26 protein-coding genes are annotated in these 26,391 nt (G+C 53.9%); 14 read left to right on the top strand and 12 right to left on the bottom strand.

The features are described 5' to 3' along the window. The 7 genes from D467_RS19260 to D467_RS0113655 form a co-directional block, all read left to right on the top strand. Positions 1-1,389: transposase (locus tag D467_RS19260; protein WP_018918091.1), on the top strand; the 1,389-nt coding region annotated here is incomplete at its 5' end. Positions 1,390-1,601: 212 nt separating this feature from the next. Continuing rightward, positions 1,602-2,549 (top strand): hypothetical protein, encoded by a 948-nt coding sequence (locus D467_RS0113675; RefSeq protein ID WP_018918090.1) that lies wholly within the window; start codon positions 1,602-1,604, stop codon positions 2,547-2,549. 156 nt (positions 2,550-2,705) lie between these two features. After that, the gene (locus tag D467_RS0113670) at positions 2,706-3,044 is read left to right on the top strand and encodes a DUF5713 family protein (RefSeq protein WP_018918089.1); all 339 of its coding nucleotides are present in this window, start codon (positions 2,706-2,708) and stop codon (positions 3,042-3,044) included. A gap of 110 nt (positions 3,045-3,154) precedes the next feature. Then, on the top strand, positions 3,155-3,586 hold the full coding sequence (locus D467_RS19855) for a carboxypeptidase regulatory-like domain-containing protein (RefSeq protein WP_155826495.1): 432 nt from the start codon (positions 3,155-3,157) through the stop codon (positions 3,584-3,586). A gap of 172 nt (positions 3,587-3,758) precedes the next feature. Further along, complete coding sequence (locus D467_RS0113665; protein WP_018918088.1) at positions 3,759-4,175, top strand: lysozyme inhibitor LprI family protein; 417 nt, start codon at positions 3,759-3,761, stop codon at positions 4,173-4,175. Positions 4,176-4,266: 91 nt separating this feature from the next. Next, on the top strand, positions 4,267-4,920 hold the full coding sequence (locus D467_RS0113660) for a DsbA family oxidoreductase (protein ID WP_018918087.1): 654 nt from the start codon (positions 4,267-4,269) through the stop codon (positions 4,918-4,920). A 60-nt stretch (positions 4,921-4,980) separates the two neighbouring features. Continuing rightward, a complete protein-coding gene (locus D467_RS0113655; RefSeq protein WP_018918086.1) occupies positions 4,981-5,628 on the top strand; it encodes a glutathione S-transferase in 648 nt (215 codons plus the stop codon). A 255-nt stretch (positions 5,629-5,883) separates the two neighbouring features. Here the strand turns inward: D467_RS0113655 and D467_RS0113650 are convergent, their stop codons facing one another. Both D467_RS0113650 and D467_RS0113645 read right to left on the bottom strand, forming a co-directional pair. Then, positions 5,884-7,011: a glycerol dehydrogenase gene (locus D467_RS0113650; protein WP_018918085.1), complete on the bottom strand. Its 1,128-nt coding sequence runs from the start codon at positions 7,009-7,011 to the stop codon at positions 5,884-5,886. A gap of 261 nt (positions 7,012-7,272) precedes the next feature. Then, positions 7,273-9,150: a methyl-accepting chemotaxis protein gene (locus tag D467_RS0113645; RefSeq protein ID WP_244147836.1), complete on the bottom strand. Its 1,878-nt coding sequence runs from the start codon at positions 9,148-9,150 to the stop codon at positions 7,273-7,275. Positions 9,151-9,561: 411 nt separating this feature from the next. Here D467_RS0113645 and D467_RS0113640 point away from each other — a divergent pair, with 411 nt between their 5' ends. Continuing rightward, positions 9,562-10,524, top strand: a complete 963-nt coding sequence (locus D467_RS0113640) for a ribonuclease Z (RefSeq protein WP_018918083.1) — start codon at positions 9,562-9,564, stop codon at positions 10,522-10,524. A 79-nt stretch (positions 10,525-10,603) separates the two neighbouring features. Here the strand turns inward: D467_RS0113640 and D467_RS0113635 are convergent, their stop codons facing one another. Together D467_RS0113635 and D467_RS0113630 are read right to left on the bottom strand one after the other, a co-directional pair. After that, positions 10,604-11,038 carry a hypothetical protein gene (locus D467_RS0113635; RefSeq protein WP_018918082.1) on the bottom strand — a complete coding sequence of 145 codons (435 nt, stop codon included), beginning with the start codon at positions 11,036-11,038 and terminating at the stop codon, positions 10,604-10,606. Positions 11,039-11,165: 127 nt separating this feature from the next. Next, positions 11,166-11,738, bottom strand: coding sequence for a CGNR zinc finger domain-containing protein (locus tag D467_RS0113630; protein ID WP_018918081.1), 573 nt, complete (start codon positions 11,736-11,738; stop codon positions 11,166-11,168). A gap of 92 nt (positions 11,739-11,830) precedes the next feature. Here D467_RS0113630 and D467_RS0113625 point away from each other — a divergent pair, with 92 nt between their 5' ends. Next, positions 11,831-12,778, top strand: coding sequence for an alpha/beta fold hydrolase (locus tag D467_RS0113625; protein ID WP_018918080.1), 948 nt, complete (start codon positions 11,831-11,833; stop codon positions 12,776-12,778). A gap of 72 nt (positions 12,779-12,850) precedes the next feature. On the opposite strand, the gene D467_RS0113620 is transcribed toward D467_RS0113625, so the two are convergent. Next, entirely contained in the window at positions 12,851-14,023 is a 1,173-nt protein-coding gene (locus tag D467_RS0113620; RefSeq protein ID WP_018918079.1) for a UbiH/UbiF/VisC/COQ6 family ubiquinone biosynthesis hydroxylase, read from the bottom strand. A 135-nt stretch (positions 14,024-14,158) separates the two neighbouring features. Between D467_RS0113620 and D467_RS0113615 the strand changes: the two genes are divergently transcribed. Beyond that, on the top strand, positions 14,159-15,073 hold the full coding sequence (locus tag D467_RS0113615; protein ID WP_018918078.1) for an NAD-dependent protein deacetylase: 915 nt from the start codon (positions 14,159-14,161) through the stop codon (positions 15,071-15,073). Here the strand turns inward: D467_RS0113615 and D467_RS0113610 are convergent. Further along, positions 14,995-15,606 carry a DNA-3-methyladenine glycosylase gene (locus D467_RS0113610; RefSeq protein WP_018918077.1) on the bottom strand — a complete coding sequence of 204 codons (612 nt, stop codon included), beginning with the start codon at positions 15,604-15,606 and terminating at the stop codon, positions 14,995-14,997. The genes D467_RS0113615 and D467_RS0113610 overlap by 79 nt on opposite strands. Positions 15,607-15,676: 70 nt before the next feature. On the opposite strand from D467_RS0113610, the gene D467_RS0113605 reads away from it, so the two are divergent. From D467_RS0113605 to D467_RS0113590, 4 genes are all read left to right on the top strand, one after another. Next, on the top strand, positions 15,677-17,140 hold the full coding sequence (locus D467_RS0113605; RefSeq protein WP_026285769.1) for a protein adenylyltransferase SelO: 1,464 nt from the start codon (positions 15,677-15,679) through the stop codon (positions 17,138-17,140). Positions 17,141-17,227: 87 nt separating this feature from the next. After that, a complete protein-coding gene (gene dinB / locus D467_RS0113600; protein ID WP_018918075.1) occupies positions 17,228-18,274 on the top strand; it encodes a DNA polymerase IV in 1,047 nt (348 codons plus the stop codon). A 156-nt stretch (positions 18,275-18,430) separates the two neighbouring features. Beyond that, positions 18,431-19,261 (top strand): alpha/beta fold hydrolase, encoded by an 831-nt coding sequence (locus D467_RS0113595; RefSeq protein ID WP_018918074.1) that lies wholly within the window; start codon positions 18,431-18,433, stop codon positions 19,259-19,261. A gap of 9 nt (positions 19,262-19,270) precedes the next feature. Next, entirely contained in the window at positions 19,271-19,522 is a 252-nt protein-coding gene (locus tag D467_RS0113590; RefSeq protein WP_018918073.1) for a YkoF family thiamine/hydroxymethylpyrimidine-binding protein, read from the top strand. A gap of 72 nt (positions 19,523-19,594) precedes the next feature. Here the strand turns inward: D467_RS0113590 and gabT are convergent, their stop codons facing one another. The 6 genes from gabT to csiR form a co-directional block, all read right to left on the bottom strand. Continuing rightward, complete coding sequence (gene gabT, locus D467_RS0113585; protein ID WP_018918072.1) at positions 19,595-20,872, bottom strand: 4-aminobutyrate--2-oxoglutarate transaminase; 1,278 nt, start codon at positions 20,870-20,872, stop codon at positions 19,595-19,597. Between the two features lie 75 nt (positions 20,873-20,947). Then, complete coding sequence (locus D467_RS0113580; protein ID WP_018918071.1) at positions 20,948-21,874, bottom strand: GGDEF domain-containing protein; 927 nt, start codon at positions 21,872-21,874, stop codon at positions 20,948-20,950. Continuing rightward, the gene (locus tag D467_RS0113575; RefSeq protein ID WP_018918070.1) at positions 21,867-22,676 is read right to left on the bottom strand and encodes an EAL domain-containing protein; all 810 of its coding nucleotides are present in this window, start codon (positions 22,674-22,676) and stop codon (positions 21,867-21,869) included. Before D467_RS0113575 ends, D467_RS0113580 begins: the two co-directional genes overlap by 8 nt. 218 nt (positions 22,677-22,894) lie before the next feature. Continuing rightward, the gene (locus D467_RS0113570; protein ID WP_018918069.1) at positions 22,895-24,109 is read right to left on the bottom strand and encodes a CaiB/BaiF CoA transferase family protein; all 1,215 of its coding nucleotides are present in this window, start codon (positions 24,107-24,109) and stop codon (positions 22,895-22,897) included. A gap of 174 nt (positions 24,110-24,283) precedes the next feature. Continuing rightward, a complete protein-coding gene (locus D467_RS0113560; RefSeq protein WP_018918067.1) occupies positions 24,284-25,462 on the bottom strand; it encodes an acyl-CoA dehydrogenase in 1,179 nt (392 codons plus the stop codon). Positions 25,463-25,655: 193 nt separating this feature from the next. Next, complete coding sequence (csiR, locus tag D467_RS0113555) at positions 25,656-26,345, bottom strand: DNA-binding transcriptional regulator CsiR (RefSeq protein WP_026285768.1); 690 nt, start codon at positions 26,343-26,345, stop codon at positions 25,656-25,658. Positions 26,346-26,391: the final 46 nt, after the last annotated feature.

Here is a 26,391-nt window from a genome sequence, read left to right as displayed (position 1 = left end):
ATCCTGCTCAAGATTATCCTGTTTGCTTACTCAAAAGGCATCACCTCCAGTCGTGAAATGCAATGGTGCTGCGAGACCAACATCATTTTCAAAGCCCTTTCCTGCGATACCGTTCCCCACTTCACCACATTGGCCAGCTTCGTCAGCCGCCATGCTGATGGGATTGAAGCGCTGTTCGAACAAGTGCTGCTGGTGTGCCACGAACAAGGCTTGTTGGGTAACGAACTCTTTGCCATTGATGGCTGCAAGATGTCCTCCGACGCTTCCAAAGAGTGGTCTGGCACATTCAAAGAGTTGGGCGAGAAGCGTGAGAAACTGAGAGGCCTGATTCGGCATCACCTACTGGAGCACTACGCGCGTGATGAGGCCGAGACAGAAGCCGATCTGGATCGGGATATCCGACGGGCCAAGACGATTCTCTCGCTAGATGCCGCCATGAATAAAGTAGATCGTTTCCTAAAGACGCACAGCCCAAGGATGGGCCGGGGGAAGCGAATCAAGGAAGTAAAAAGCAATCTAACCGATAACGAAAGTGCCAAAATGACCACCAGCAAGGGCACAATCCAGGGCTATAACGGCGTCGCCACGGTGGATAAAAAACACCAGATCATCATTGATGCTCAGGCCTTTGGCGAAGGCCAGGAACACCACACCTTGCAACCCGTGCTGGAAACGGTCGAAGCCCGTTTTAAGAAGCTCGGGATTGCGGACAACATCTACCAGAAAGGCACCGTCGTCACCGCGGATACAGGCTTTGCCAACGAAGCCAATATGAAGTATCTGCACGAACAGCAGATCAACGGCTACATCCCCGATAACCAGTTCCGCAGCCGAGATCCGAAGTTCGCTAACCAGAAAGACAAATATGGCAAGCGCCATCAGAACCTGCCGGATAAAGGCTGGCGAGAGACGACGCCAGCAAGCGCGTTCCAGTTTGATCCAGTAGCGCTAACGTGTATTTGCCCCACCGGTGAAAAGCTGTCTTATCGCGGGCAACGAGAAACTGATAATGGCAAGACCCGGGTACACTTTGAAGGTCGCTTGCTGCAATGTCGGCACTGCCCAAAGAAATACCGATGCATGCAAAACCCGAGCTCGGCCGATCATCGCAACGGCGCAGGGAGGCAAGTATCTTTTATTGTCGAGAACAAACGCTTACCTAATTATACCGACTGGATGAAGCACCGAGTCGATAGCCCCAAGGGCAAAGAAATTTACAGCCATCGTATGTCAGTCGTGGAACCTGTTTTTGGCAACATTGGCACAACGAAAAGACTGAACCGGTTCAGCCTTCGGGGTAAGAAAAAGGTGCAAGGTCAGTGGCAGCTCTACTGCTTGGTGCACAATATTGAGAAGTTGGTGAATTACGGCCACTTGGCCGCGTCATGAAGGGCTTAGAACGGTGTAAGTTGCTTTTTAAGAGCAAAAGGTCGTCTTCAATAAGCTTTCGCTGGGCGCCCAAGTGGCTAAATGCCGATATCAAGATTACTCAGCCAGATGACCGGCTGGGTAAATGAATAAGGACAACAGGCGGTGGAAACGGCTCGAAATCAGGTTTTTCTACAGCCTCGTTAGGCAATACATCTAAAATTGGAATTTATATGGCTTCAAAAATGCCTGCCGCTATAGATAGCAACAAGAGAAGAATCACTATATCTATGGCCGAAAACTCAGATTATGAATCCACTCTTGAATGCGAATTTTGTGACGCCAAAGTTATCTTCGTGAATGGTTTTACACGTGAGGAAGGCGACAAAATTATCTCTGTAAATCCATACTTCAGATTGAAAGCAAGCAATACTCACGGATCGGAGTGCAAATACAACGTTGAAGGACAGGTAAAGTTAATTGTTCGAGAGTCTGAAGGGAATGTTCTCGCTCAAACAGAATCAGGTAAATTTGAGTTGCGATTATTAGCCGTAAAAAAGGCCATTAATGAGCTACAAAATCTGGCGAAAAAAAAGAAGAATAGCGAATCAGATAATAAAAAAGAAACTAAAGAAAAAGAATATATCAAGTCTGAAAAAAAGCTTGGTTCGTATATAAATAGTGCTCTAAGGGTGTTAAAGGTGCGATCGTTTTGCGAAGAAAACAAAGATATAGAAAATCTACTAGAACTGGTGTTTGATGGTGTTCGCCTTCCATGGAAGGACTTTTACTATGAAGACAAAGAGTTTTTTAGGTGTTATTCGAATGTACGTAAAGCAACCGTTACTGTTCCTGTTGCGATTATTGGGGTTGTCAAGTCTATTAGAACTATCGATGGTAAAAACGGTAAATTTTCAGTAGTGAACTTAGCAGGCCCATATAGAAAAACAGATAAAAAAGATACATTGGATTCAGTTAATGTGTCTATATGGTCTCCTGATTTTGAACTGTTTGAAAGTTATAAAGTTGATGATGTGTTACTCGCCTTTGGTATTTTTGACGCTAGTAAGGTGAGTGAAAAATCAAATAAATCTTCTACGTCATCAGTTAACAAGTTCCGTAACCACGATTTAAGGCTGTGGCCTATAAGCAAATCACAGCTATGTAAGGTGAATGGTTAGTTCGATTGTTTTATGACTCGCGCCTACAAAAACTATGCGGCATTACTAGCCTAACAAAGCGTTGCTGTCGGACAAATCTTCCGCTGCGCTCCAAGTTTGCCACAAAGGAGGGCGTTAGGCCTGGCGACAACCACTTCACTACCCAACGAGAAAGACATGACGATTCAGAACCAACAGATCCTTGCTCACAGTTTCTTGAGCGATATGCAGAAAGACTCGTACTTTCCCGCTGCTCAGGTGGAGAAGGGAATTAAGATTCTGTTCAAACTTTGCAAGGCAATTGAGGACAAGAAGCCCAGTTCCTTGGAGCAGCTTTACACTCTCACGCACGCAGCGACAGAAGACTTCAACCTTCTTGGCGAAGAACTTGAAGAAAACGGAAGCGAGTTGGAAACCGCCGCACGCGATAACATCGGAGCAGACTTCGAGTTCATTGCAAAGGCATATGGCTTCGAGGCAGACGTTGAAGAGCTAACAGCCCCACGGGATTGGTAATTCTCTGGTTCGCCATTAGTCTGTGCGCCAAGTCTACCCCTTCCATCGAGAGGACATGCCCCGGCAAGCCGGAGCATGTCTCTCATGTCAAACGTTATAGCAAATCAAACATGAAACTACTCATACTAACGATAGCCCTATTGCTATCAGGCTGTGTTGTTTATCCAATAAACAAAACGCTTCAGCCGAATGCTGAAATCCTCGTCACCGATGTGGAAGGAAAACCCATTCAGGATGCTTGGGTGACTTTAATATCAAGCTCCTACCCTTATGGCCGTGAACAAATGAGAAGGGGAGATAAAACCAGTTATAGAGGTGAGGCACGCTTTCCAAACATTAAGGAGTGGCGCACTGAATCGCTGATGATTCACGGCTCAAACGTGTTTTTTTGGAATTGGTGCGTAGTAAAAGCAGGTTTTGAAACACACACGACAATGTGGAGTAGTGGTCAAGATTTTCAGCCTCAATACGGTGTCACTCTTACGGCAGGGGAAAGCACGCCATGCCCAGAAGAGCCAAATAAAATTGGCTGCGGACTATAACAAGCACATGCTGCCGAGCTAATGTTTGCTGAGATCCGGGCTGGCCGCCCGTGCAGGTCATGAATGCGCAGGCAGGGTCGTTCAACGGTTAGATGATCTCCCTGGCGTCGAATATGAGAACATGGCGGTTGTGCCCGCTTGGCCAGCACCTTATGTGCGTTTGGGGAAAAAAATGAAACAGTGGCTATTCATAGTGCTCGCTTCGCTGTCGTTATCAGCCGTGGCTGATGACGAGGCGCTTGATTGCAATAACATCAGAAACACGCTCGAGACCAATCGGTGCGCGGCTATCGAGTTAGAGGCCGCCGAGGACGTACTTACCCACTATCTGGAAACGAGCATTGAACATAGCGCGGCTGACCCTGCGTTAGTCGATGCTATCAAGGTGGCTCAAAAGCAGTGGCAGGCGTATGCCGCTGCCCATTGCGGCGCTGTCTATACGCAGTGGCGCGAGGGGACCATTCGGAACGTCATGGGCATTACGTGCAGTACCCGTTTAACGAAACAGCGAACGCACGACATCTGGCAAGACTTCCTGACCTATATGGACAGTACGCCGCCGGTGTTACCGGAACCCACTATCGAGTAACGCCTTTATTCGTTACATGACGGTACTGTCGTTACTTTCTATAGGCACGTACCATGCTTTCTTCAGTTTGATCGAATGAGGGGATTGCCCAATGCAAACGTTGAGAATTGACCTGGTGTCCGATGTTGCCTGCCCGTGGTGTGCGATCGGCTACCGGCGCCTGGAACAAGCGCTGGAAACCTTGAAGGGCGAGATCGAGGTCGAGCTTCACTGGCAGCCCTTTGAGCTCAACCGGGACATGCCGCCCGAGGGCGAGCCAATACTTGAGCACCTTTGCCGCAAGTACGGCAAGGATGCGGCCACCATGGAGCAGTCCCAGCGCGAGATCATGAAGGTCGCCGAAGAGCTGGGATTGAATTTCCGTGGAGCCCAGGAGAGGCGGGCGAACAATACGTTCGATGCCCACCGCGTGCTGGTATGGGCCGCAACGCAAAACCGTGAGACGCCCCTGCAATTGGCACTGTTTGAGGCCTACTTCGGTGAGGCGAAAAACCCTTCAGACCCAGAGGTTCTACGCGAGAAGGCCATTGAAGTTGGGCTTGACGGTGACACGGCCGAGGCCATTGCCCGGTCTGATCAGTACGCGGACGAGGTTCGAGCGGCAGAACAGCAGTTCATGAAGGCAGGGGTGAGCGCTGTACCGGGGTTCATTCTTGACGGCCGCTACCTGATTTCTGGCGCCCAGCCCGCTGACGTGCTGGTCGATGCGCTACGTCAGGTGGCGGATGAAAACGCGAATGGCTAACGTCTCGCCTTAGAGTGGTCACCGAGTCTACTGACTTCAATTCAACTGTGAAAAATGTCCATGACGTCATCACTTCATCGCCTTTACTCTTTTCGTCGCTGCCCCTATGCCATGCGTGCCCGGCTCGGCTTATTGTTTGCTGAGTTACTAGTGGAGCTGCGCGAGATCACATTGAAGAACAAACCGGCCCAGATGCTAGCGATTAGCCCGAAAGGCACTGTGCCTGTTTTACAGCTTTTTGATGGTACTGTGATCGAAGAGAGCCGAGAAATAATGGTGTGGGCGCTTGAGCAACAAGATCCGCAAGGGCTGTTAGATGTGAAGGTTAGGGCTCAGGCCAATGCCCTGATCGAGCAAAATGATAATGAATTTAAACATTGGTTGGATCGCTATAAATACGCCGACCGACATCTCGAAATGACCCAGGCAGAGTACCGGCAGCGGGGTGAAGCTTTTTTACAGGTTTTAGAGGAGAAGCTGACTCAAAAGCCTTATCTTCTGGGAGATAACGCGACCATTGCTGATATTGGTATCATGCCTTTTATCCGCCAATTCGCCCATGTAGATCGCGATGTTTTTTATAGCCTACCTTACCCGCACCTTCAGCGGTGGCTACAACACTGGTTGGAGCACGCGCTTTTTCTGCAGGCCATGACCAAGTTTCATCCATGGCAAGAGGGGGATGACGTGGTGGTTTTTCCATCTTGAAAAGCGCTACCTGTTAATTCCTTGTCGGCTTTCTCACGAAGGCCATTGAGGTAGGGCTTTATGGCGACGCCGCTGAGGCCATCGCCCGCTCTGATCAGTACGCGAATAACGTTCGTGCGACAGAGCAGCGATTCATGGAAGCCGGGGTGAATGCGGTACCGGGTATCATCTTCGACGGCCGCTACCTGATTTCCGGCGCGAGGGCTAGTCGATCAATATGGCGCCACACACGTGGCGCCATATGCCTTGTGGGCTTTACTCGCTCACCCCCATCTTCTCCATAAACGCCCGCGCATGAGCATCCACCGCTTTGATAGCATGGACTATCTGCTTAGGCGTCAGTTCATAGGCCAGATTATGGCTTGATTCACCTTCTTTAAGCGCCGCCTCGGCTACGCGGTAAAGATCTTCTTCGCTTGCCTGGTCGAGCTTGAGTGCTTTCAGCGTGACCGGCAGGCCCAGCGCTATGTAGAGATCCAGATACTCTTCCAGCTCCGCCTGGGGCGTTTGATCCAGAATCAGCTGCGCGACCGTGCCGTACGCTACTTTTTCGCCGTGGGTCAGATTGTGAATCTCGCCATGCAGGGCGGTGAAGCCATTATGAATGGCGTGCGCTGCCGCCAGGCCGCCGCTCTCAAAGCCCAAGCCGCTAAGTAGCGTGTTGGCCTCGACCACGGCTTCAAACGAGGGCGTAACGATTTGCGCTTCGTTGGCTTGGTAAGCCAGCATGGCGTGCTCGAAGAGGATGTCTTCGCACTTCTCACCAATTGTGGCGCCTAGCAATGTGGCTTTACCGCCCGCCATATTGTGGGCGTTAGCGCGAATGGCGGCGCGCGCTTCAACCCAGGTAGCCAGCGCATCGGCAATGCCCGAGGCCAGGAATCGCGGCGGTGCCTTGCAGATGATGCCGGTATCTACCAGTACCAAGTCGGGGTTCTTGCTGTAGAAGCGGTAGGACTCGAACTCGCCATCGTCGCTGTAGATGACCGATAGGGCGCTGGTGGGCGCATCGGTAGAGGCGGTCGTGGGCAGTACGGCACAGGCCGCTTCGAGCTTTTCAGCCACACCCTTGGCGGTGTCGATGGCTTTACCGCCACCAAAGCCAATAACAACGTCTGCCTGCTGCTTGCGGCCAAGCTCAACGAGGCGGTCGATTTCGCGGTTAGAGGCTTCGCCCTCAAACACTGCGCGCTCGAAACTGATACCTTCGCTTTTAAGACTAGCGCTAAGCTCCTTGCCCGCGATGTCCCAAACCACATCGTCGGCAATCAGCAGTGCCGTTTTCCCGAGTGCCGAGACGTAGTGACCGGCGCGTGCGGTAACGCCTTCTCCCTGCACGTAGCGGCCGGGGCTGATGAAGACTTTCTCGTTCGTGGCTGACATGGCAAATCTTCCCTAACAGAGAGTGGGTTGCCTAACCATTGGTATCACATGAAACGCTAATATGCTTGCGTTAATGCAACTTATTAGCGGTTATGTTGATCGCTGTCAGCTATAGGCTGAAATAGGAAAACTGAGAATGTTGAAGAGGCTTCAGCGCCGGTTTTGAGAAACCAGCGCTTACCGCCTTATTTAAAAGCTTACATCGCGTATTGAAGGCTTGCTGAATAGCTACTATGTCTTTAGGAATACGTTTTCGTCGAGCTAGTAGCCGTAATGGGCTAATGCCAATGAGTTATTCTCTTCGCTAACCTTGAAGCGGCCCACCATATTGGCCATGTCGCCTGCCTGGTCATCCAGTGAGCGGCTTGCTGTGGCCACTTGCTCAACCAGCGCCGCGTTTTGCTGGGTTACTTCTTCCAACTGAGTCAACGCTTGGTTGATTTGCTCAATACCCGATGATTGCTCAGTGGTCGCGGATGATATTTCTGACACTAAGGCAGCGGTATGCTGTGCGCGTTTTGCAATAGTTTTTAGCGTTTCGCTGGTGGACGTTACCAGATTCCCGCCTTCTTTTATGCTGTCGACATTGTTGCTGATAAGCTTTCGGATCTGCTTGGCTTCTTCTGCACTTCGGCTTGCCAGATTACGCACTTCGGAGGCCACTACCGCGAACCCACGGCCTTGCTCGCCAGCGCGCGCCGCCTCTACTGAGGCATTCAACGCCAGGATGTTGGTTTGAAAAGCAATATTATCAATAGCCTCGACTATCGCCGTTACTTGCTGGTTGGCTTCTTCGATCTGTTCCATCGCCACGCGTGCCCGTTCGGCTATATCGTTCGCCTCATTGGCCTGGTCAGCCATTTCCTGTGTGGAAAGCCGTGCTTGTTGAGCGGTATCTGCGCTCTGTTTTACGGTCGCTGTTATCTGCTCCATGCTGGAAGCCGTTTCAACTAACGAAGCGGATTGTTCTTCAGTGCGTTGTGCTAGATCTGCGTTACCTTTCGCAATTTCCTTACTGGCTAACTCAACAGACTGAGCACCCTGTTTAATGCTGGCCACTAACTCTTCTGTTTTAAGCGTCGATTCATTGAATGCGTGATACAGCATAGAAAGCTCATCGCTTCCTGGAACGGCTAGGCGCTGAGTGAGATCACCACCGCGTGTTTGGATGTTTTCCAGCGCTACTTGTAACGGGCGCGCAATACTGCGGACAATAAGTACTGCTAGCAGTATGGCTAGAATCGCAGCGGCTAACGAAAAAATCAGGTAATAAGTCAGTTCACTGACCGCTTTATCACGCAAGCTCTGGGTAGTATCAAGCAAGGCTTCGGCCGCCTTCTGACTTACTTCTGCTAAGCGATCAATCAGCAGGGTCTGCTGCTCAAACCATTGTTGATGGTCGATATTAAAATTGCCCGCAACGCCTTGTGTTATCGCGACGCGCCGCATATCCGCCAGGTTGCGGGCAAGATCACTTGCCAATACCGCTGCAAGTTCGCTTTGAATACTTTCATCCGAAAAGCTATTGAAGCTGCTGATATAGACGCTAGAGCGACCTGTTAACGAGAGCAGGCTGGTGTACATCGTTGGAGACAGAGTGTTGGTACTAAAAGCAGTGGTTAACATGGCGCGCTCTATGCCCGCTAATTCTTTGATGTTTAAAAGGTTATAATAAGCGTTGAGCTGTCTGATAACTTCGCCTTGCTCAACACTAAACGTCAATTGGCTAACAATGCTAATTAAAAAGTTATTAATATCTGTGTAGTAGGCGTTTGACTGCTCACCTGCTATTTCCTGTCGGTCAACGCGCTGGCGATGGGCGGCTAAAGCACTCAACAGGTTATTAGCCTGGCTCACTTGTGCCTGTACCGCGGCATCGTTGCCAGAATAAGTTAGGCTATTTGTATATGTGTTGAACTCGTTGAGACGCTCATCAGTTTTTCGACGCTGGCTAGGTAGTTCCGTACGGAAATTTTGACCATTGCTGCCTAAAAATGCGGCTGTCACTCCTCGCTCGCGCTGAAGTTCATGAACCAGAACCCCAGCATATTGGCTCAGCACCGTCATTTCCTGAAGATGTCCCATTTCAGAGACAAGCTCTTTTCGTTCCAAAATCCCCGATATGGCTAACCACGTCATGGCCACCAATGGTAAGGCGAGAACTAGTACAAATTTACGGCCCAAGGAAACACGGTGTAGTGCCTGCAGCATTATGTTTTCTCACATGGAAAGGTTAATTCATGAAGCTTGCGGGGCGGGGCCTGTAGTCAGTATGCGGTTGAGCGCTAAAGGATCCTTTCTCTTGTATCGGCGCCAAGAATTGATACTAAAGTCTTCATAAAAGATGTCTGCGATAAAGTTGATCTAAATCAAATTTATGGGGGTGGCGGTACTGCTCGCCGCACGGATATTGCCAGTTATCGGTTATTTCTTTTTAAAGGAAAGGGCAGCTTGCTGACCACTCTGCCGTGAAAAAACTTGAGAAGCGGAGCTTACTGTGCGGTAGCCCGAAGCCTTTACAGAGCGAGCGCAAGAGAGCATAAATAAAATATGAATCTATTATTCTTAGGCACCTCCGCTGGCGTGCCCACCAAGACCCGCAACGTCACCGGCATCGCCTTGCGCGAGAGCAAGGGGAAAGGCTGGTACCTGATTGATTGCGGGGAGGGCACCCAGCATCAGGTCTTGCGCACGAAGCTGTCGTTTAATTCACTAAAAGCCATTTTGATTACCCACGTACATGGCGACCACTGCTATGGGCTGCCGGGCATATTGGCGAGTGCGGGGATGAATGGCCGTAAAGCGCCGCTTACCATTGTGGCGCCTGCAGGCATCAAAGCATGGTTGGAGGCGACCTGTGAAACCACACAGCTAGGCTTGCCTTTCGCCCTGGAGTTTATCGCCTCGGACGACCTGCCTAGCGTTGAGTTTGCGAACATAACGGTTGCCACGTTCAGGCTTTCCCATCGGGTGGCGTGCTACGCCTATGCGTTTACTGAGAAAAACGTCGACGCTGCTTTAGATATCGAAAAGCTAACCCAAAAGGGCATCCCGAGAGGGCCGTTGTGGGGTCAGTTGAAGCAAGGGTTTGATGTTGAGTTTGCGGGCGAGCAGTTAAAAAGCGCTGACTACTTAATCTTCAAGAACAAGCCCAGGAAAGTAGTGATCGCGGGAGACAATGACCGGCCTGAGTTGTTGATTGACGCATGCGCGGGTGCTCAAGTGCTGGTGCATGAAGCCACCTATACCCAAGAGATGGCCCAGAAGGCGATTGAAGTGGGGCATAGCTACGCCAAGCTTGTTGGGGATTTTGCCGAATCGGTCGCGCTGCCTAACCTGGTGCTGACGCACTTTAGCCCGCGTTATCAGTTCAACCCTCAGGCGTCGCCTTCCATCGAGGATATCCGCAAAGAAGCCCAGAGCGCGTATTCGGGCTCGCTTTACCTGGCGCGGGACTTTGTCGAATTTACCCTGGATAAATCGGGCCACTTTTCTGAAGTGGCGGGCGAATAGTCTTTTTATGTTTCAACCATTCTTGCAGGCAGGCGGTTACCCATAAACGGGTAGCCGCTTCTTGTGATTGCCGGGCCGGTCAATCGCGACAATAGCCTTCACCGGATTGCACTACCAGGCAGTCTTCCTTCTCCGCCAGCCATTTCAAGCCCGTGGCTTCGCCGTCACCCGCGCGAAGTAACTGTGAGCCATCATCGCGGCTGAAGCTTATGCCTTCGTCTGTGGCTTGCCCTTCGAATGTGCCGCTTTGGTCGGCGTCCAGGCCGTACTGCATTTCAAGCAGATAATGGCCGGGGCCTGCGGAATCGTCCTGGCTGACGTTCAGGACTAACCCTTCCACGCCGACCCAGCGGCCTACCCATTGATCGGTCACCTCATGAGGGGGCGGGCTTTGCTCGGCTACCGTATCTGCATCCGCTGTGTTTGAGGCGGTGGTATTGGTGTCTTGGTTACACCCGCTGATCAGCATCGTGGTGCATAGGGTTAACGATAGGGCTAACGCTGTTTTCATCATGGCTAGTGTCACCGGCGGTGGGAAAAGTTGAAGGGAAATCAGTCTTGATCAAGCGCTTGAGGCGTTTTCTGTCGTAAATAGGACAAGCGAATAAGGCGCAAGTTTTGCTGATTACTTTAAGGTGCGGTTATCCGGTCTTTTTTCGAGCCCGGTGCGCGGCCGCCTTCATTCTATTTCCGCAAGACGCCATGCTACACCAGCGGCGTCGGTGAGATTTTGTTTGATCGTGGAACAGGAGAATGCAATCCGAGGCTTCGCACTCTTTAACGAGTTGTACATCTTCTTCGGTAAGCAGCTGAACTAACGCCCATGCGACAGGCTGCAACAGGCTCTCGCTTTCTAGGTTGCGCCTTAGGGTTTTTTTCTGAAATGCCGCTTCCGCTGGCTGCCATTCAATTTTTTCCAGGGGGCAGCCCCGTTCCAGCACGTGATTTATCACTGCGGGATCCGCACCCCTTCCTTGCTGGGCCGAGATAAGCAGCTCTCGCATGTTGTCACGCAATTCACGTGCAAGGTGGGCTAGCCCAGGCGGTGGGCTTTCACGGTATTCCGGCAACACGCCCGCCTGTTGAAGCCACGCGATGACACTATTGTTGTCGGTCAGACACTCCTGGTGCTCTTCCCCTACGCCAAACTGTGTATTGATGAAATCGATGGCGAGATTGCCTGCGATTAACGGAGGGGTAATGTGTGATGGCATATTTGGGTAACCTTTAAAATTTAATTTGACAGGTTACTATTATTTTAACTAACCTTCAAAATTAATTATTAACGGTTACTAAGGAGTCATCCATGACAACGCAAAACAAAACGGCCTCTGCCGATATCCAGGAAGCAATGAGTGCTAATGTCGGGCAGGGCGCTGGTTCGACAACTCAGCAGGTTCATTATCGTTTCGAGCAGGTGGGCGATGTCGATGTCTTTTATCGCGAAGCGGGGGATCCGGCGGCGCCGACGGTATTGCTGCTCCATGGGTTTGCTGCCTCATCGTATATGTGGCGCGATGTGATTGCGGCGCTTGCCGATGAATATCACGTCGTGGCGCCGGATTTGCCAGCGTTCGGCTTTACTCGATCACCGCCGCGCGGCCAGTATGAATACACCTTTGCCAACCTGACGAAGACGATTGATCAATTTACTGATCAGTTGAAGCTTGATCGCTACGCCATTGCCGTTCACGACTATGGTGCGCCTGTTGGCTGGCGTTTGGCGGTGGCTAACCCGGCAAAAATCACTGCGATCATTTCGCAAAACGGCAATGCTTATGAGGAGGGGCTTTCAACCGGGTGGGAGCCGATCAAAACATATTGGGAAAATCCTTCAAAGGCGAACCGTGATGCCCTGAACGACTTTCCGACGCCGGCGTCTATCAAATGGCAGTACCTGGAAGGAGTCAGCGATACCAGTGCTGTGGCACCCGACGCCTATACGTTGGAAGGCGCGCAGATCTCTCAACCGGGGATGGCCGATATTCAGCTCGACCTGTTGCTGGACTACGCAACCAACATTGAGAAGTATCCCGAATTTCAGGCCTATTTTCGTGAGCATCAACCGCCGTTACTCGCCGTGTGGGGCAAGCACGATCCGTTCTTTCTTCCGCCGGGGGCTGAAGCCTGGAAGCGGGATATTCCTGAAGCAGATATTCGCTTTTACGACACGGGGCACTTTGCACTGGAAACCCATGGCGCTGTGATGATCCCGGTGATACATGAGTTCTTGAATGAGCGTATCAAGGGGTAACTAACGGTTTTAACAAAGCCAAGCTCAGCGGCTTGGCTTATTCGCGGCTAAAACATCTGGCTGTATCAGCTACTAGCGCATCTTGAACGGATTCAACCCATTGGCCTGCTGCATCATCATACGTTTGGCAAACGGGAAGCGCTCGGCCAGGTGCAGGCTTAAATCGCCCAGTTGGCGCAGCGGTTTGGCGCCGGTGAACAGGTGGTGGAAGCTGTCCGTGGCGGCAATCATTGCCTGGTTGGCCAGGCGGCGCTGCCATTCAAAGCGGTGCAGGTTGATATGATCGCCCGGGTCACGGCCCTTGATGACCATGTCGGCCAAAGTGTCGGCATCGTGCAGGCCGATGTTCAGGCCTTGCCCGGCCAGCGGGTGAACCACGTGCGCGGCATCGCCAATTAACGCCAAGCGCTTGCCGATATAGCGGCGGGCGTGCTGGCGCTTGATGGGAAAGCTTGCGTGAGAAACAACCCGGATCAGGTTGCCCAGGCGCTTGGGGAAGGCCGCTTCAATGGCGGTTTTCAACGTATGGTCTTCCATCGCCTCGCGGGCTTTGGTGGCCTCATCGGTGTCGTACCACACCAGTGATGCCCTATGGCCGGGCAGCGGCAGCATGGCAATCGGGCCAGTGGGCGTAAACACCTGCCAGCTCACATCCTGCTGGGGAAGCTCGGTTTCCACGTTGATGATCATGGCCCGCTGATGATAATCGTGCTGGGTAACGTCGATACCGGCCAGCTTGCGCAGGGTCGAGTTGGCACCGTCTGCGCCGACTACAAGCCTTGCACTCAATAGCTTGCCGTTATCGAGCTCGACGCTTCGCGTTTCACCAGACGCCAGCGTATTAACCGGGGCGCTGTGGGTATAGCAGGTAACGCTGGGGAGTTCTTTCAGGCGCTCCCATAGCGCGTATTGCAGCGTGCGGTTTTCGATAAACAGGCCGAAGTCGTCCATATCGCTATCGGCGGCGGAAAACACGCTATGGCCGGTGCCGTCCTGATTGGAGACATCGATGTGCCGGAACGGGCAGCAGCGATCCTCGGGCAGTTCGGTGCCGCTGAGCTTGATAAATGCAAGCGAGCGCGCATTCAGTGATGAGATGCGCAGGTCATAGTCGCCGCTGGGCTCTTTAGGCGCGTCGCCACGCTCGATCAGCCCGATGGAGTAGCCCGCATTGCCCAGCCGGGCAGCTAGCGCAGCACCTACCATGCCGCCGCCAACAATAATAATATCGTGATCCCTCTGCATGAGGCGCTCCTTGAATGCTTGTGGGGCACCGCTATTGTGCATGGCATTAGCCGTTGCATGTGCCCTTATTGTCCTACAGTATCGTCGAGATAGTGGAAAATTGCCTAGGGTGAACCATTGACGCAGGCCGTGAAAATGCAAAAAAGTGTGGCCCAACTGGGTGATGAACTGGCCCATTTTATCGAGCAGCACCCAAAATTGTGGGTCATTACCGGTGCGGGTGTGAGTACCGACAGCGGCATCCCTGATTACCGTGATGCCAACGGCCAGTGGAAACGGCCGCCGCCCGTTCAGCACGGTGATTTTATGGCATCGCCCAGTGTACGTCAGCGCTATTGGGCGCGCGCGCTGGTCGGGTTTAAAGCCCTGCGCGAGGCTCAGGTAAGCGGTGCCCACCGGGCGCTGGCGGTGCTTGAAGCGATGGGGTTCATCGAGCTGTTAGTGACCCAGAACGTGGACCGTCTTCATCAGCGTGCAGGCTCCCGGCGGGTGGTTGATCTGCATGGTCGGGCGGATCTTGTAAAATGCATGACCTGCCATTACCAGATGATGCGCCACGCCATGCATAGCGAAATGGCGCGCATGAACCCGGCTTTTGCCGCCCTTGATGCCACGCATGCCCCAGACGGCGATGCGGATCTCGAAACCGATTTCAGTACGTTTCAGGTATTGGATTGCCCGCGCTGCGGCGGCATTCTCAAGCCTGACGTGGTCTATTACGGCGATGTTGTACCGCCAGAGCGTCGGCTGGCGGCCGAGGCGGGCCTGAAAAATGCCCAGGCAGTGCTTGCGGTAGGCACTTCGTTAATGGTGTTTTCAGGCTACCGTTTCTGTCGTGAGGCGCATGCCATGGGCTTACCCATTGCCTCGTTGTCGCTGGGCGTCACCCGGGCGGATGCGCTGCTTACCCATCAATGGCGTGCGCCATTGACCCCCGTACTCACCCATGCGGTCGAGCAGCTAGCCTCTACTCAACGTGCTTTGGATACCCAGGGATTGCCTTCCAGCCAGAACCGCCAGGGCGCATCGCGGTCATGCGGTTCGGCATAGTCGATACCCACGCGTGGGCCGCTGGCAATCGGAATGTCGTGGCTGCCTGCACAGATCCAGAGCCGCTCGGCGCGAGTTAAATCGTGCCCGTAGAGCGCTTTATCCACATCAAGCGCCCGCGTTAGCTTGCCGGGCCCATTGCTCAACTGTTTGCCGGGGGTGAGGCGCCGTTCACGCATGGCCTGCTCGTTTAATACTGGTTCAACGGCGCGCACCAACACGGCACACGGCGAGCCTTCGGGCTCTGTCACGATATTGAATAGCCAGTGCATGCCGTACACCAAATAGATATACGCGTGACCGGGCGCGCCAAACATGGCGGCGGTTCTTGTCGTCAATCCACGGTGTGCGTGACATGCCGAGTCGTGCGCGCCGCAGTACGCTTCGGTTTCAACAATCCGTGCGCCCATCAAGGCGCCGTCCACCTCACGCACCAGCCAGCAGCCGAGTAAATCATTGGCCACCGCCACGGTGTCGCGCTGATAAAAATCGCGCGTAAGAGGAAGCAGGGAAGATTCAGGTAGGGATGACATTATCTCGCCGTCTACTTGAGGGAGCTGCTAGGGTATTAGGAGATCACACTCAATGAAAGTGGAGGCGAACATGCTGCCCTTTGAACACCACTACGCAACGCTCCCCGCGCCGCTTTGGATCGCCTGCGAGCCTACTCCCGTGGCTGAGCCTGCGCTTATCGCATTTAATCGCCCGCTTGCAAACGAGCTGGGCGTTAGCGACATACCTGATGATGCCACCCTGGCCCAGTGGCTGAGCGGCAATACGCCCATGCCCGGCGCCGAACCCAAAGCGTTGGGCTACGCAGGCCATCAGTTTGGCAACTTCGTGCCGCAGCTGGGTGATGGCCGAGCGCTGTTGCTAGGCGAAGTGGTTGATCAGCAGGGCAGGCGCCGGGATATCCAGCTTAAAGGCAGCGGGCGAACGCCTTTCTCGCGCGGTGGTGACGGCCGCTCTCCGCTTGGCCCTGTGCTGCGTGAATACCTGGTTAGCGAATTTATGGCCGCCGTGGGCATTCCGACGACCCGTGCCCTGGCGGCGGTTGCTAGCGGCGAGCGGGTGGTGCGCCAGATGTCCGAGCCCGGCGCCGTATTTACCCGGGTTGCGAGTAGCCATGTGCGCGTGGGGACGTTTCAGTTTGCCGCCGCGCGCCAGGATGAAGTAGCGCTAAAAGCACTGGCGGACCATGTGATTGCGCGCCACTACCCAGAGGCCGCCAATGCGGAAGATCCTTATCTGGCGCTGCTTGAAGCGGTGGTGGCCCGCCAGGCCGTGCTGATTGCGCGCTGGATGAGCGTGGGCTTTATTCACGGCGTCATGAATACGGATAACTGCAGCATCGCGGGTGAAACCATCGACTACGGCCCGTGTGCATTTATGGAGCAGTTTGACCCGCAGAAAGTATATAGCTCCATCGATCAGGGGCGCCGCTATGCGTTTGCCAACCAGCCGGCAATTGCCCAGTGGAATCTGGCCCGCTTTGCCGAAACCCTGCTGCTCTTGATGCGTGAAGAGGGTGACGCTCTGGTAGAACAAGCGACCGATGCCATCCGCCACTTTGAGCCCCTGTTTAGCGCCGAACAGCGCCGTTTGCGTGCCGATAAGCTAGGCCTGGCGGTGGAAAGCGATGAGGCCGACGCCTTAATGGAAGCCCTGCAAAGCCATATGTATCAGGGGCGCATGGATATGACGGCGACGTTCGATGCGTTAACCCACTGCGCGGCCTCGCCTGGTGAAGCAAGCCGCGAAGCATTGCTGGCGCTGACGAGCCAGCCCGAGGTCTTGGCCGAGTGGTTGGATACATGGCAGGCGGAAGCGGTGGCTGCAACGGATACCGCAAGGCTTGATGTCATGCGCCGTGCGAACCCGATCATTATTCCGCGCAACCACCGCGTACAAGAAGTCATTGATGCCGCTTACAAGGGCGATTTCGCGCCGTTCCATACGCTACTGGCGGTGGTGACGAAGCCTTACGACGAATCAACCGAAGCTCGCCGCCTGGCGGCACCAGCAAGTGACAACGAGCAGGTATTGCGCACTTTTTGCGGCACCTGAGTGAGCGCCACCTTAATGAGCGGCATCTGAAAGAATAAGTAACTCCTGTGATAAACTGTGGTTTTTTACAGGTGAGAAGGGTGGCCAGTGCGCAAAATTATCCACTGCGACTGTGACTGCTTTTATGCGGCGGTTGAAATGCGCGATAACCCTGCGCTCAAGGATATCCCTATCGCCATTGGCGGTAGCGTCGAGCAGCGCGGGGTGGTCGCCACCTGCAATTATCCCGCCCGCGAATACGGCATTCACTCCGCCATGCCCATGGCCCAGGCGCTTAAGCGCTGCCCGCATCTGACCCTTATTCGTGGCGATATGGCCAAGTACAAGGTCGTGGCGCGCCAGGTGTTTGCGATTTATCGCGAGATTACCGATTTAATCGAGCCGCTGTCGCTAGATGAAGCCTTTCTGGATGTATCGGACGTGACTCTGCATCAGGGGAGCGCTACGCGCATGGCTCAGGCGATTCGCGAACGCGTCAGCCAGGAAGTGGGCATTACGGTGTCGGCAGGCGTTGCCCCCAACAAGTTTCTGGCCAAAATCGCCAGCGACTGGAACAAGCCCGATGGCCTGTGCGTGATTACCCCCGATGAAGTAGAGCGCTTTGTACAAACGCTTCCGGTCAAAAAGATTCATGGCGTTGGCCCGCGCACGGCCGAAAAAATGGCCCGGCTGGATATTCATACCTGCGCCGATTTGCGTACCCGCCCGCTGACCGAGCTGGTGGAACACTTTGGCCGCTTTGGTAAACGCCTGCATGAGCTAAGTTTTGGCTACGACGAACGGCCGGTGAAAACCCACCGCGAGCGTAAATCGGTGAGTACCGAACAGACCTACGCCAAGGATTTGCCGTCGCTTGCGGCCTGCCGCCAGGAGCTGCCTCTGCTTTTAGAAGATCTGGAGCGCCGCTATGCGCGCCTTGATCCACCGCCTGGGGTCAGAGGATTAATGGTTAAAGTGAAGTTTAACGATTTTACCCAAACCACCGTAGAACACGCCGACCCGGCACCCAACCTTGAGCAGTTCGAAACGCTGCTGAATGTGGGCTGGGCACGCGGCGAGCGCCCGGTGCGGCTGCTGGGTGTCGGCTACCGCTTGGCTGAGGCGGCACCTGCCGAGCAGCTCTCCCTGTTTTGAAGTCAAAATCACAATTTTTGAAAGTCATTGCTCCAAGACCAATTCGTTAGCCTGTTAAACCTTATGTCGATTGACGGCTTTTCAAGGGCGCGTTAAAACAGACGTATGATAGAGGCGTCACTACCGATAATCGCTGCTTAAAGGTCTAAGAGCACCATGACAACAACTGCCGCTTCACGACCCCCTTTAGTGTTTGCCCATGCCAACGGTTTTCCAGGATTAAGCTATAAAAGCCTGCTCGAACCCCTGGCGGAAACCTTTGACGTTCATCCACTGGATCGGCTGGGGCACCATCCGAACTACCCGGTTAACCACAACTGGACCAATCTGGTCGATGAGCTATTAAGCTACCTGCCGGATACTCAGGCGCCGTTGCTGGGCGTGGGGCACTCACTGGGTGGGGTGTTGATGGCGATGGCTGCTGACAAGCAGCCTGAGCGTTTTAGCGGGGTCATTATGCTCGACCCGCCATTAATGTTGGGAGTTGATGCCTGGGCCATGAAGGCGGCCAAGCGCTTTGGTTTTATCGACCGTGTAACGCCTGCGGGTAAAACCCAAGGCCGCCGCAGCGTATGGCCAAGCCGTGAGGTAATGGCTACCTCATTAAGCCGACGTGGCCTGTTTCGTCGCTTTACCCCCACGGCGCTTAACGACTACATTGAAGCAGGAACACGGGTACTCGAGGATGGCAGCGCCGAATTGACATTTGACCCGCGTGTCGAAGTGGAGATTTTCCGCCATTTGCCGGATCACCTTTCGCGCTTGCCGCGCCGTGCCGGTGTGCCGCTGGCACTTATCGCAGGCCAGGAATCAGATCTGCTCATCGCCTCGCGTATCCGGCGTCTAAAGCGCCACGGCCTACCGGTGAGCTATGTTCCCGGAACGCACATGTTTCCCATGGAGTATCCCGACGATACCCTGCAAGCGATTTTGACCGCCTGGCAGCAGTTACCCAAGGTATCTGACAGATCCAATCAAAGCGCGTAAGGAGGCACTATGTATCTTTCCGTACAGCTGAGTTATTACCCGCTGGCCCACGACTTCAAGCCGCTGGTGAAGGATGTGGTAAAGCGCCTTGAGGCGTCAGGCCTGGAGGTTTATCCCAACCGAATGAGCACCCAGGTATTTGGCGAATTTGATGCCGTGATGAATGCGCTGAGCGAGGTCATGAAGTGGTCTTTTGAAACTTACGGCAAGGCGGTATTTACGGCGAATTTCCTGGAGGGCGATCGTCGTCCGAAAGAATAGGGCTTCGATAAAACGACAACATTCAAGCAACGCTGCCGCCTGATTCAGGCGGCAGCGTTATTTACCAAGCGCTTAATCGGTAAGCGCTTCCAGGCACGACTCAATAATATCCAGCCCTTCGTTCAAGACGTCGTCTTCAATCGTAATTGGCATCAAGAAGCGGATGGTATTGCCATGCATGCCGCAGGAAAGCAGAATCAGGCCTTCTTCCCGGGCTTTTTTACATAAGGCACCGGCAAGCTCGGCATTAGGCGTCTTGGCGTGTTTATCAGATACCAGCTCAAAGGCGGCCATGGCGCCCATATGGCGGACGTTATCCACCGCGTCGTAACGTGCCTGCCACTGGTGGAAACGCTTGGCGAGCTTCTCGCCCAAGGCCTGGCTTCTCTCCAGGATATTTTCTTCCTCAAAAACATCCATGACGGCAAGCGCTGCGGCACAGGCGGTAGGGCTGCCCGTGTAGGTGCCGCCCAGCGAGTTCGGGCCAGAGGCATCCATGATCTTGTCAGTGCCCACTACGGCCGAAATCGGCATGCCGTCAGCCATGCTTTTTGCCATGGTCATGATGTCAGGCTCAACGCCGCTGTGCTCGATGGCGAACATCTTGCCGGTACGCCCAAACCCTGACTGTACTTCGTCGATAATCATCAGGATGCCGAGTTCATCGCAGATGATACGGATCTTTTCCAGAAACGATGCCGGTGCGGGATAAAAGCCGCCTTCACCGAGCACTGGCTCTAGAACGATAGCCGCCGTATTCGCGGGGCCAGCGTCGGTTTTCAGCGTCATCATCAGGCCGCGAATCGCCTCGTCTTCACTGACGCCGTGGTAGTCCACCGGGTAGGGCGCACGAAACACGGTGCCGGGCATGGGGCCGAAGTCGGTCTGATACGGCGCGACCTTGCCGTTCATCGCCATGGTGAAGAAGGTGCGGCCGTGATAGCCGCCATCAAAGCAGATAACGTTGGAGCGACCGGTGGCGGCGCGAGCTATCTTGACCGCGTTCTCCAGCGCTTCGGCGCCGGAGTTGGCGAGCATGACCTTGGCATGGCCGCGAACGGGCACCAGGTGGCTAAGACGTTCTGCAACCCTGACGTAGCCTTCATAGGGCATTACCGTTTGGCAGGTGTGCATTACCTTATCGAGCTGCGCTTTCACCGCCGCAACCACTTTCGGATGGCGATGGCCGATATTCAGCACACCAATGCCGCCAGCAAAGTCGATAAACCGGTTGCCGTCTGCATCCCACACTTCGGCATTTTCGGCATGGTCGGCAAACGCTGTGGCAGGGCTCGCTGCGCCATTGGCAACGTATTTTTGCTTCAGTTTGTTTAGCTCAGCATTGCTCATAACGTTACTCCTCAGGCTGGAGAGTCGATTTAGCATCGCGGGCGCCGATGTTGATTCACCACATATAATGATTCACTAGGCAATGACGGCACCGTTTCCACCGGCCTCCTTGGCTTGATACATGGCGTTATCTGCACGATCCAATAGGCAGCGGTTGGATGTATCAACGTAGCACGCAATACCGGCGGATACAGTGACGATTAACTGCTGCTTGGTGAAAGGCGTGCTGGCAACGGCATTACATACCCGTTCAATTGCGCACTGCGCCGCCTGAATATCCACCTGCGGCATGATCACCAGAAATTCTTCACCGCCCAGGCGTACCTGAATATCGGTAGTGCGCAGGGTTTGACCAACCAGCGCGGTGACTTCCTTGAGCACATCGTCACCAATGCCGTGGCCATAGGTATCATTGATCGTTTTAAAGCGATCCAGATCGAAAATGGCAACGCTCAACGTGCTTTCATAACGCTGGCAGCGCTGAAGCTCTTCTTCCAGACGCTTAAGCCCGGCACGGCGATTGAACAGGCCGGTTAATTCATCACGATGCGCGAGCTGATCCAAACGCTCGTTGGCCAGCTTTAAACGCTCTTCAAGCTGCTTGCGCTCGGTGATATCGACAATGAAGGTGACCTTGCGCGGCAGGCCGTCATCACCTTCGATACGCGCCGCTTCAGCGATAATGGTGCGTGCCTCGCCTTGTTTACTCAGCACTTCCCACTCCTGACGTAATTCCTGGTTGCTGTCGCCTTGAATAAACTCGTCGTGAAGGTCGGTTAATCTATCGCGATAGACAGGGGATACCATCTGGGTGAAGTGCTTGCCTAAAAGCTCACTTTCCGTGTAGCCATAAAACTGGCAGTAAGCGGCATTCACCATCTCAAAATAGCCGTCAGGGCTGGTAACGCAAATGCCTAGCGGGGCGGTTTGAATAATGTTCTCAGTATTGCGTTTTGAGCGGGTAAACAGCTGATATATCTGATCAAGATTTATATCAAGCATGTAGATCCCCTTGATCCTTGCCTAAGCGCACTTCATCGCGTAGCGCGCTTAACCGCACGGATAGGTCATCTCCCAGTGAGTTAACGACTGGTTTGGCATAGTAGAAGCCCTGCTGGCGCATGATGCCGTTAGTTGCCAGCCAAAGTGCCTCAGCATGGGTTTCCACACCTTCAGCGATAACGGTAATACCCAACTGTTGGGCCAGAGTAATAATCGCCTGCAAAAGAGCTTGGCGGCGCAGATCCTGATCGCAGCTCATGACCAGCTGGCGGTCGATTTTTAACGTATCGGGCGTGAGGTCGGTCAACATATCCAGATTGGCGTAACCGCTGCCAAAATCATCCAGCGCGGTTTTAAAGCCCATCGAGCGATAGGCATTGACGATATTACGCAAATGCTGACGATCTATAACGCGCTCGGTTTCGGTGATTTCAAAGATAAGCCGTTCGATTGGCCAGCCTACCTGCTGTGAGATATCCAGCGTTGCCTGAATACAGGCGGTGGGCTCGTAAACCGCGTTGGGGAGAAAATTAATCGACAGATTGGTCTGCATGCCAAGATGGCTTGCCATTTCGATGGCTTTGACGCGGCAGGCTTGATCAAACTGGTAGAGCAGGTCGTCCGTTACCTGGGAGATAACGCTCCAGGCGGATTCGCCATTGGGCCCGCGTACCAAGGCTTCATAAGTATCTACCCGGGCAGTCGAGAGATTAACAATCGGTTGAAATGCCATGGTAAAAGCAAATGGCAATTCACCTTCACAGCGTTTGCAGCTGCCATTAACGCGTGCACAGTTTCCCATAAAGCCTCCTAGCTTACTGCGTCCGACCAATCCTTTATTGCAAACATTTGTTGTTTACAAACGGACACATAAATGTAAAACAGTAAGTAGTGTAGCGGATAAGCGCGGCTTAGGATGAACTTCCTAGCCTCAATTGATGGGATAAAGATTAGGTGGCAATAAAAAGCGCCCCGTTAAGAGCGCTTCAAACGTTAAACCTGTTAATGGACAGTGCTCAATCAAATAATGCCCGCCTCGCGCAGTGCCTGCTGTTGGGCTGGCGTAATGCCTATATCGTTTAATACGTGCTCGGTATGCTCACCCAAACTCGGCGGCGCGGTGGTAGCGCTTAGCGACTGCCCGTTAATACGAATGGGGTTGGCGACAAGATCTACCTGGCCTGCCTGAGTGTGCGGTAGCGTCTGCTTCAAGCCGCGCGCTTTGACATGCGGGTCATCGAACACGCGGTCAAGCGTATTGATGGGGCCGCAAGGCACGCCTACCGCTTCAAAGGCCGCGAGCCACTCATCGATAGTGCGCTGAGCCAGTGCCGCCTCAAGCACAGGTACCAGGCTTTCCCGGTGATGGACGCGTGCCCCGTTGGTGGCAAATCGCTCGTCAACGGCCAAATGCCCTAACGCAAGCACCTCGCAAAAGCGCCTGAACTGTTCGTCATTACCCACCGCGACAATGATGTGACCATCCCGAGTGGCAAATGCCTGGTAGGGCACAATATTGGGATGGGCATTGCCCAGGCGCTGCGGCACGTTGCCGGAGGTTAGGTAGTTGAGCGCCTGGTTGGCCAGTACGCCTACCTGAACATCCATCAGTGCCATATCAATATGGCAACCCATACCACTATCACGGCGCTGATAAAGCGCTGACAAAACGGCATTGGTGGCATACAGGCCGGTGAAAATATCGGTAAACGCCACGCCACTTTTTACCGGGCCGCCGCCGGACTCGCTATCGGGCTTGCCGGTTAGGCTCATGATTCCACCCATCGCTTGAATCATGAAATCGTAACCTGCGCGGTGGGCGTAGGGGCTCTCCTGACCAAAGCCGGTGATCGAGCAGTAGACAAGCTTGGGATTGAGCTCTTTCAGGCTTGCGTAATCCAGGCCGTACTTCTTCAGCCCACCGACTTTAAAGTTCTCAAGTAACACATCCGACTGGGCCACCAGTTGCCTGATAAGTGCCTGGCCTTCCGGCTTGGCCATATCAATGGTGACCGAACGTTTGCCGCGGTTGGCGCACAGGTAATAGGCCGACTCCGCCGTGCCGTTAAGCCAGGGTGGGCCCCAGTGACGCGTATCATCACCGGCGACAGGGCGCTCGACCTTGATCACATCGGCGCCCATGTCGGCGAGCATCTGGCCACACCACGGGCCAGCCAGCACGCGGGAGATATCGAGTACCTTGATGCCAGCCAGCGGTTTGGAAGGAGTGCTCATGGTGATTCCTTTGGCCTATAGAATAAAACGGCTTAGGCTTTATACGAAAACTGCTTGCACTCGGCCATACGGCGTTAAAAATCAGCTCAAAATACTCATTTACACTTGTAAACTCCGTTTTTTCGCTGATTTTTGCCTTGTCTGGCCTTCGCTCTGCGATTTTTCGTACAAACCCTAGTAGAACGACTGAATGCCGGTTTGTGCACGGCCCAAGATCAGCGCGTGTACATCGTGGGTACCTTCGTAGGTATTCACCGACTCCAGGTTCACCATATGTCGAATTACGCCGTACTCATCGGACACACCGTTACCGCCGTGCATATCCCGCGACATGCGCGCAATATCCAGCGCCTTGCCACAGTTGTTGCGCTTGATCAGCGAGACCATTTCCGGCGTCCAGTTGCCACTATCCATCAACCGGCCTACCTGCAGGGCGGCCTGAAGGCCCAGGGTGATCTCGGTTTGCATATCGGCGAGCTTTTTCTGAATCAGCTGGTTGGCGGCCAGCGGGCGGCCAAACTGCTTGCGGTCCAGCGTGTACTGGCGGGCGGCGTGCCAGCAGAATTCAGCCGTGCCCATGACGCCCCAGGCGATGCCGTAGCGCGCTTTGTTCAGGCAGCCAAACGGGCCTTTCAAGCCGCTGACGTTAGGCAGCAGGTTCTCTTCGGGCACAAATGCGCCATCCAGCACAATTTCGCCGGTAATCGAAGCGCGCAGCGACACCTTGCCTTCAATTTTCGGGGTGGAGAAACCTTCGGTGCCGCGCTCTACGATAAAGCCTTTGATCTGGTTGTCGTGGGCAGCAGACTTGGCCCATACAACGGCGATATCGGCAATCGGGCTGTTGGTAATCCACATCTTGGCGCCGGTTAGCCGGTAGCCGCCGTCGACTTTTTCAGCGCGGGTAATCATGTTGCCGGGGTCGGAGCCGTGATCTGGCTCGGTCAGGCCAAAGCAGCCAACCATTTCTCCGCTGGCAAGCTTGGGCAGGTACTTTTGTTTCTGCTCTTCAGAACCGTACGTCTCGATGGGGTACATAACGAGCGACGACTGCACGCTCATGGCCGAGCGGTAGCCGGAATCGACGCGCTCTACTTCGCGGGCGATCAGGCCATAAGCCACATGATTGACGCCTGCACCGCCGTACTCTTCTGCCACGGTAGCGCCCAAAAGGCCAAGCTCGCCCATCTCAGACATGATCTCGCGATCAAAGCGCTCCTCGCGGAAGGCGCTCAATACGCGGGGCTGGAGATTTTCTTGGCAGTAGTCGTGGGCCGCATCGCGAATCTGGCGCTCTTCGTCAGTGAGCTGTTGCTCGAGCAGTAGCGGGTCATCCCAGTTGAAATGTGTCATTACGAAGCTCCTGGCTAGTTCTTAAGAAGAATTCTTGAGGAAAGCATTTCGCGTAGACACACCCAGGCGCCCACGGCGATCCATTGATCTAACGTAGTTAAAAATTGATCTACTACGTAGTTAAAAACTGTGCAAGTAAACTCAATGTATCGCCGTTATTTAAAAATATCTACATTTTTTTAAAATGCAGAATTTAGCTGATTCCCCGGTTCTGAAGTACTCGGGTAATAATGGGAACGGGCGTCATCAGATGGTCGCGCATCAAGATCGCGGCCTTTTCAGCATCGCGCGCTAGAATTACGTCGACCAGCGCGGCGTGCTCCTGGCGCTTTTGCTCAAGCGCGGCTGGCGACATGACGGTTTCCTGAAGCCATAAGTGGCGATAGCGCTCAACTTGATCAAACAGCGTATTGCGCATCTGCAGCAGGTGAGGGGAGTTGCAGCCGCTTGCGATGGCGGTATGAAAGGCTTTATGGCGCAGGTCCCAGCCATCCAGCAGCTCATCGGGGGAGCTGATATCGGTCACTTTGGCAAGCCGGTGGGCCGTGGCCAGCACCGACGCTTCCCAGTCGTCGTCACCCCGCTCGATGGCTAGGCGCAGAATCAGGCCTTCCAGCTGGGCGCGGGCATCATAAATATCGTTGAGTTCGGCAAGCGACATTGGGGCCACGCGGTAACCGCGCTGGCTAATCGCCACCACCAGCCGGTCGGCGACCAGTTGGGAAAGAGCTTCGCGCAGCGGCCCTGTGCTAACCCCGTAGCACTCTTTCAGGCGGCTCATTAAAAGCTTTTCTTTAGGCGCATAGCGGCCACGGATAATATCGTGCTTGAGCGTGCGATAAGCGTTAATCGCTAAGTTCTGACGCGGCGCATCTGGCTCCATGGCAACCTCTCTATCAATTTCCATGGCAATCGCCATAACAGCGCGA

It is taken from the genome of Vreelandella zhanjiangensis DSM 21076, assembly GCF_000377665.1.
Lineage (GTDB): Bacteria > Pseudomonadota > Gammaproteobacteria > Pseudomonadales > Halomonadaceae > Vreelandella > Vreelandella zhanjiangensis.
The sequence above is the reverse complement of the archived record's forward strand: the minus strand, read 5'-3'. Positions and strand labels throughout refer to the sequence as shown.

Excerpts from the sequence above, each read along its gene's own strand:
- D467_RS0113615 (WP_018918078.1), top strand. The coding sequence starts at position 14,159 with ATGCAAAAAAGTGTGGCCCAACTGGGTGATGAACTGGCCCATTTTATC.
- csiR (WP_026285768.1), bottom strand. The coding sequence starts at position 26,345 with ATGGAGCCAGATGCGCCGCGTCAGAACTTAGCGATTAACGCTTATCGC.
- D467_RS0113560 (WP_018918067.1), bottom strand. The coding sequence starts at position 25,462 with ATGACACATTTCAACTGGGATGACCCGCTACTGCTCGAGCAACAGCTC.
- D467_RS0113590 (WP_018918073.1), top strand. The coding sequence starts at position 19,271 with ATGTATCTTTCCGTACAGCTGAGTTATTACCCGCTGGCCCACGACTTC.
- D467_RS0113610 (WP_018918077.1), bottom strand. The coding sequence starts at position 15,606 with ATGTCATCCCTACCTGAATCTTCCCTGCTTCCTCTTACGCGCGATTTT.
- D467_RS0113620 (WP_018918079.1), bottom strand. The coding sequence starts at position 14,023 with ATGCAGAGGGATCACGATATTATTATTGTTGGCGGCGGCATGGTAGGT.
- D467_RS0113575 (WP_018918070.1), bottom strand. The coding sequence starts at position 22,676 with ATGGGAAACTGTGCACGCGTTAATGGCAGCTGCAAACGCTGTGAAGGT.
- D467_RS0113645 (WP_244147836.1), bottom strand. The coding sequence starts at position 9,150 with ATGACGTGGTTAGCCATATCGGGGATTTTGGAACGAAAAGAGCTTGTC.
- D467_RS0113665 (WP_018918088.1), top strand. The coding sequence starts at position 3,759 with ATGAAACAGTGGCTATTCATAGTGCTCGCTTCGCTGTCGTTATCAGCC.
- D467_RS0113670 (WP_018918089.1), top strand. The coding sequence starts at position 2,706 with ATGACGATTCAGAACCAACAGATCCTTGCTCACAGTTTCTTGAGCGAT.
- D467_RS0113660 (WP_018918087.1), top strand. The coding sequence starts at position 4,267 with ATGCAAACGTTGAGAATTGACCTGGTGTCCGATGTTGCCTGCCCGTGG.
- D467_RS0113675 (WP_018918090.1), top strand. The coding sequence starts at position 1,602 with ATGGCTTCAAAAATGCCTGCCGCTATAGATAGCAACAAGAGAAGAATC.
- D467_RS0113625 (WP_018918080.1), top strand. The coding sequence starts at position 11,831 with ATGACAACGCAAAACAAAACGGCCTCTGCCGATATCCAGGAAGCAATG.
- D467_RS0113570 (WP_018918069.1), bottom strand. The coding sequence starts at position 24,109 with ATGAGCACTCCTTCCAAACCGCTGGCTGGCATCAAGGTACTCGATATC.
- D467_RS19855 (WP_155826495.1), top strand. The coding sequence starts at position 3,155 with ATGAAACTACTCATACTAACGATAGCCCTATTGCTATCAGGCTGTGTT.
- D467_RS0113580 (WP_018918071.1), bottom strand. The coding sequence starts at position 21,874 with ATGCTTGATATAAATCTTGATCAGATATATCAGCTGTTTACCCGCTCA.
- D467_RS0113630 (WP_018918081.1), bottom strand. The coding sequence starts at position 11,738 with ATGCCATCACACATTACCCCTCCGTTAATCGCAGGCAATCTCGCCATC.
- gabT (WP_018918072.1), bottom strand. The coding sequence starts at position 20,872 with ATGAGCAATGCTGAGCTAAACAAACTGAAGCAAAAATACGTTGCCAAT.
- D467_RS0113595 (WP_018918074.1), top strand. The coding sequence starts at position 18,431 with ATGACAACAACTGCCGCTTCACGACCCCCTTTAGTGTTTGCCCATGCC.
- D467_RS0113655 (WP_018918086.1), top strand. The coding sequence starts at position 4,981 with ATGACGTCATCACTTCATCGCCTTTACTCTTTTCGTCGCTGCCCCTAT.
- D467_RS0113635 (WP_018918082.1), bottom strand. The coding sequence starts at position 11,038 with ATGATGAAAACAGCGTTAGCCCTATCGTTAACCCTATGCACCACGATG.
- D467_RS0113640 (WP_018918083.1), top strand. The coding sequence starts at position 9,562 with ATGAATCTATTATTCTTAGGCACCTCCGCTGGCGTGCCCACCAAGACC.
- D467_RS0113605 (WP_026285769.1), top strand. The coding sequence starts at position 15,677 with ATGCTGCCCTTTGAACACCACTACGCAACGCTCCCCGCGCCGCTTTGG.
- D467_RS0113650 (WP_018918085.1), bottom strand. The coding sequence starts at position 7,011 with ATGTCAGCCACGAACGAGAAAGTCTTCATCAGCCCCGGCCGCTACGTG.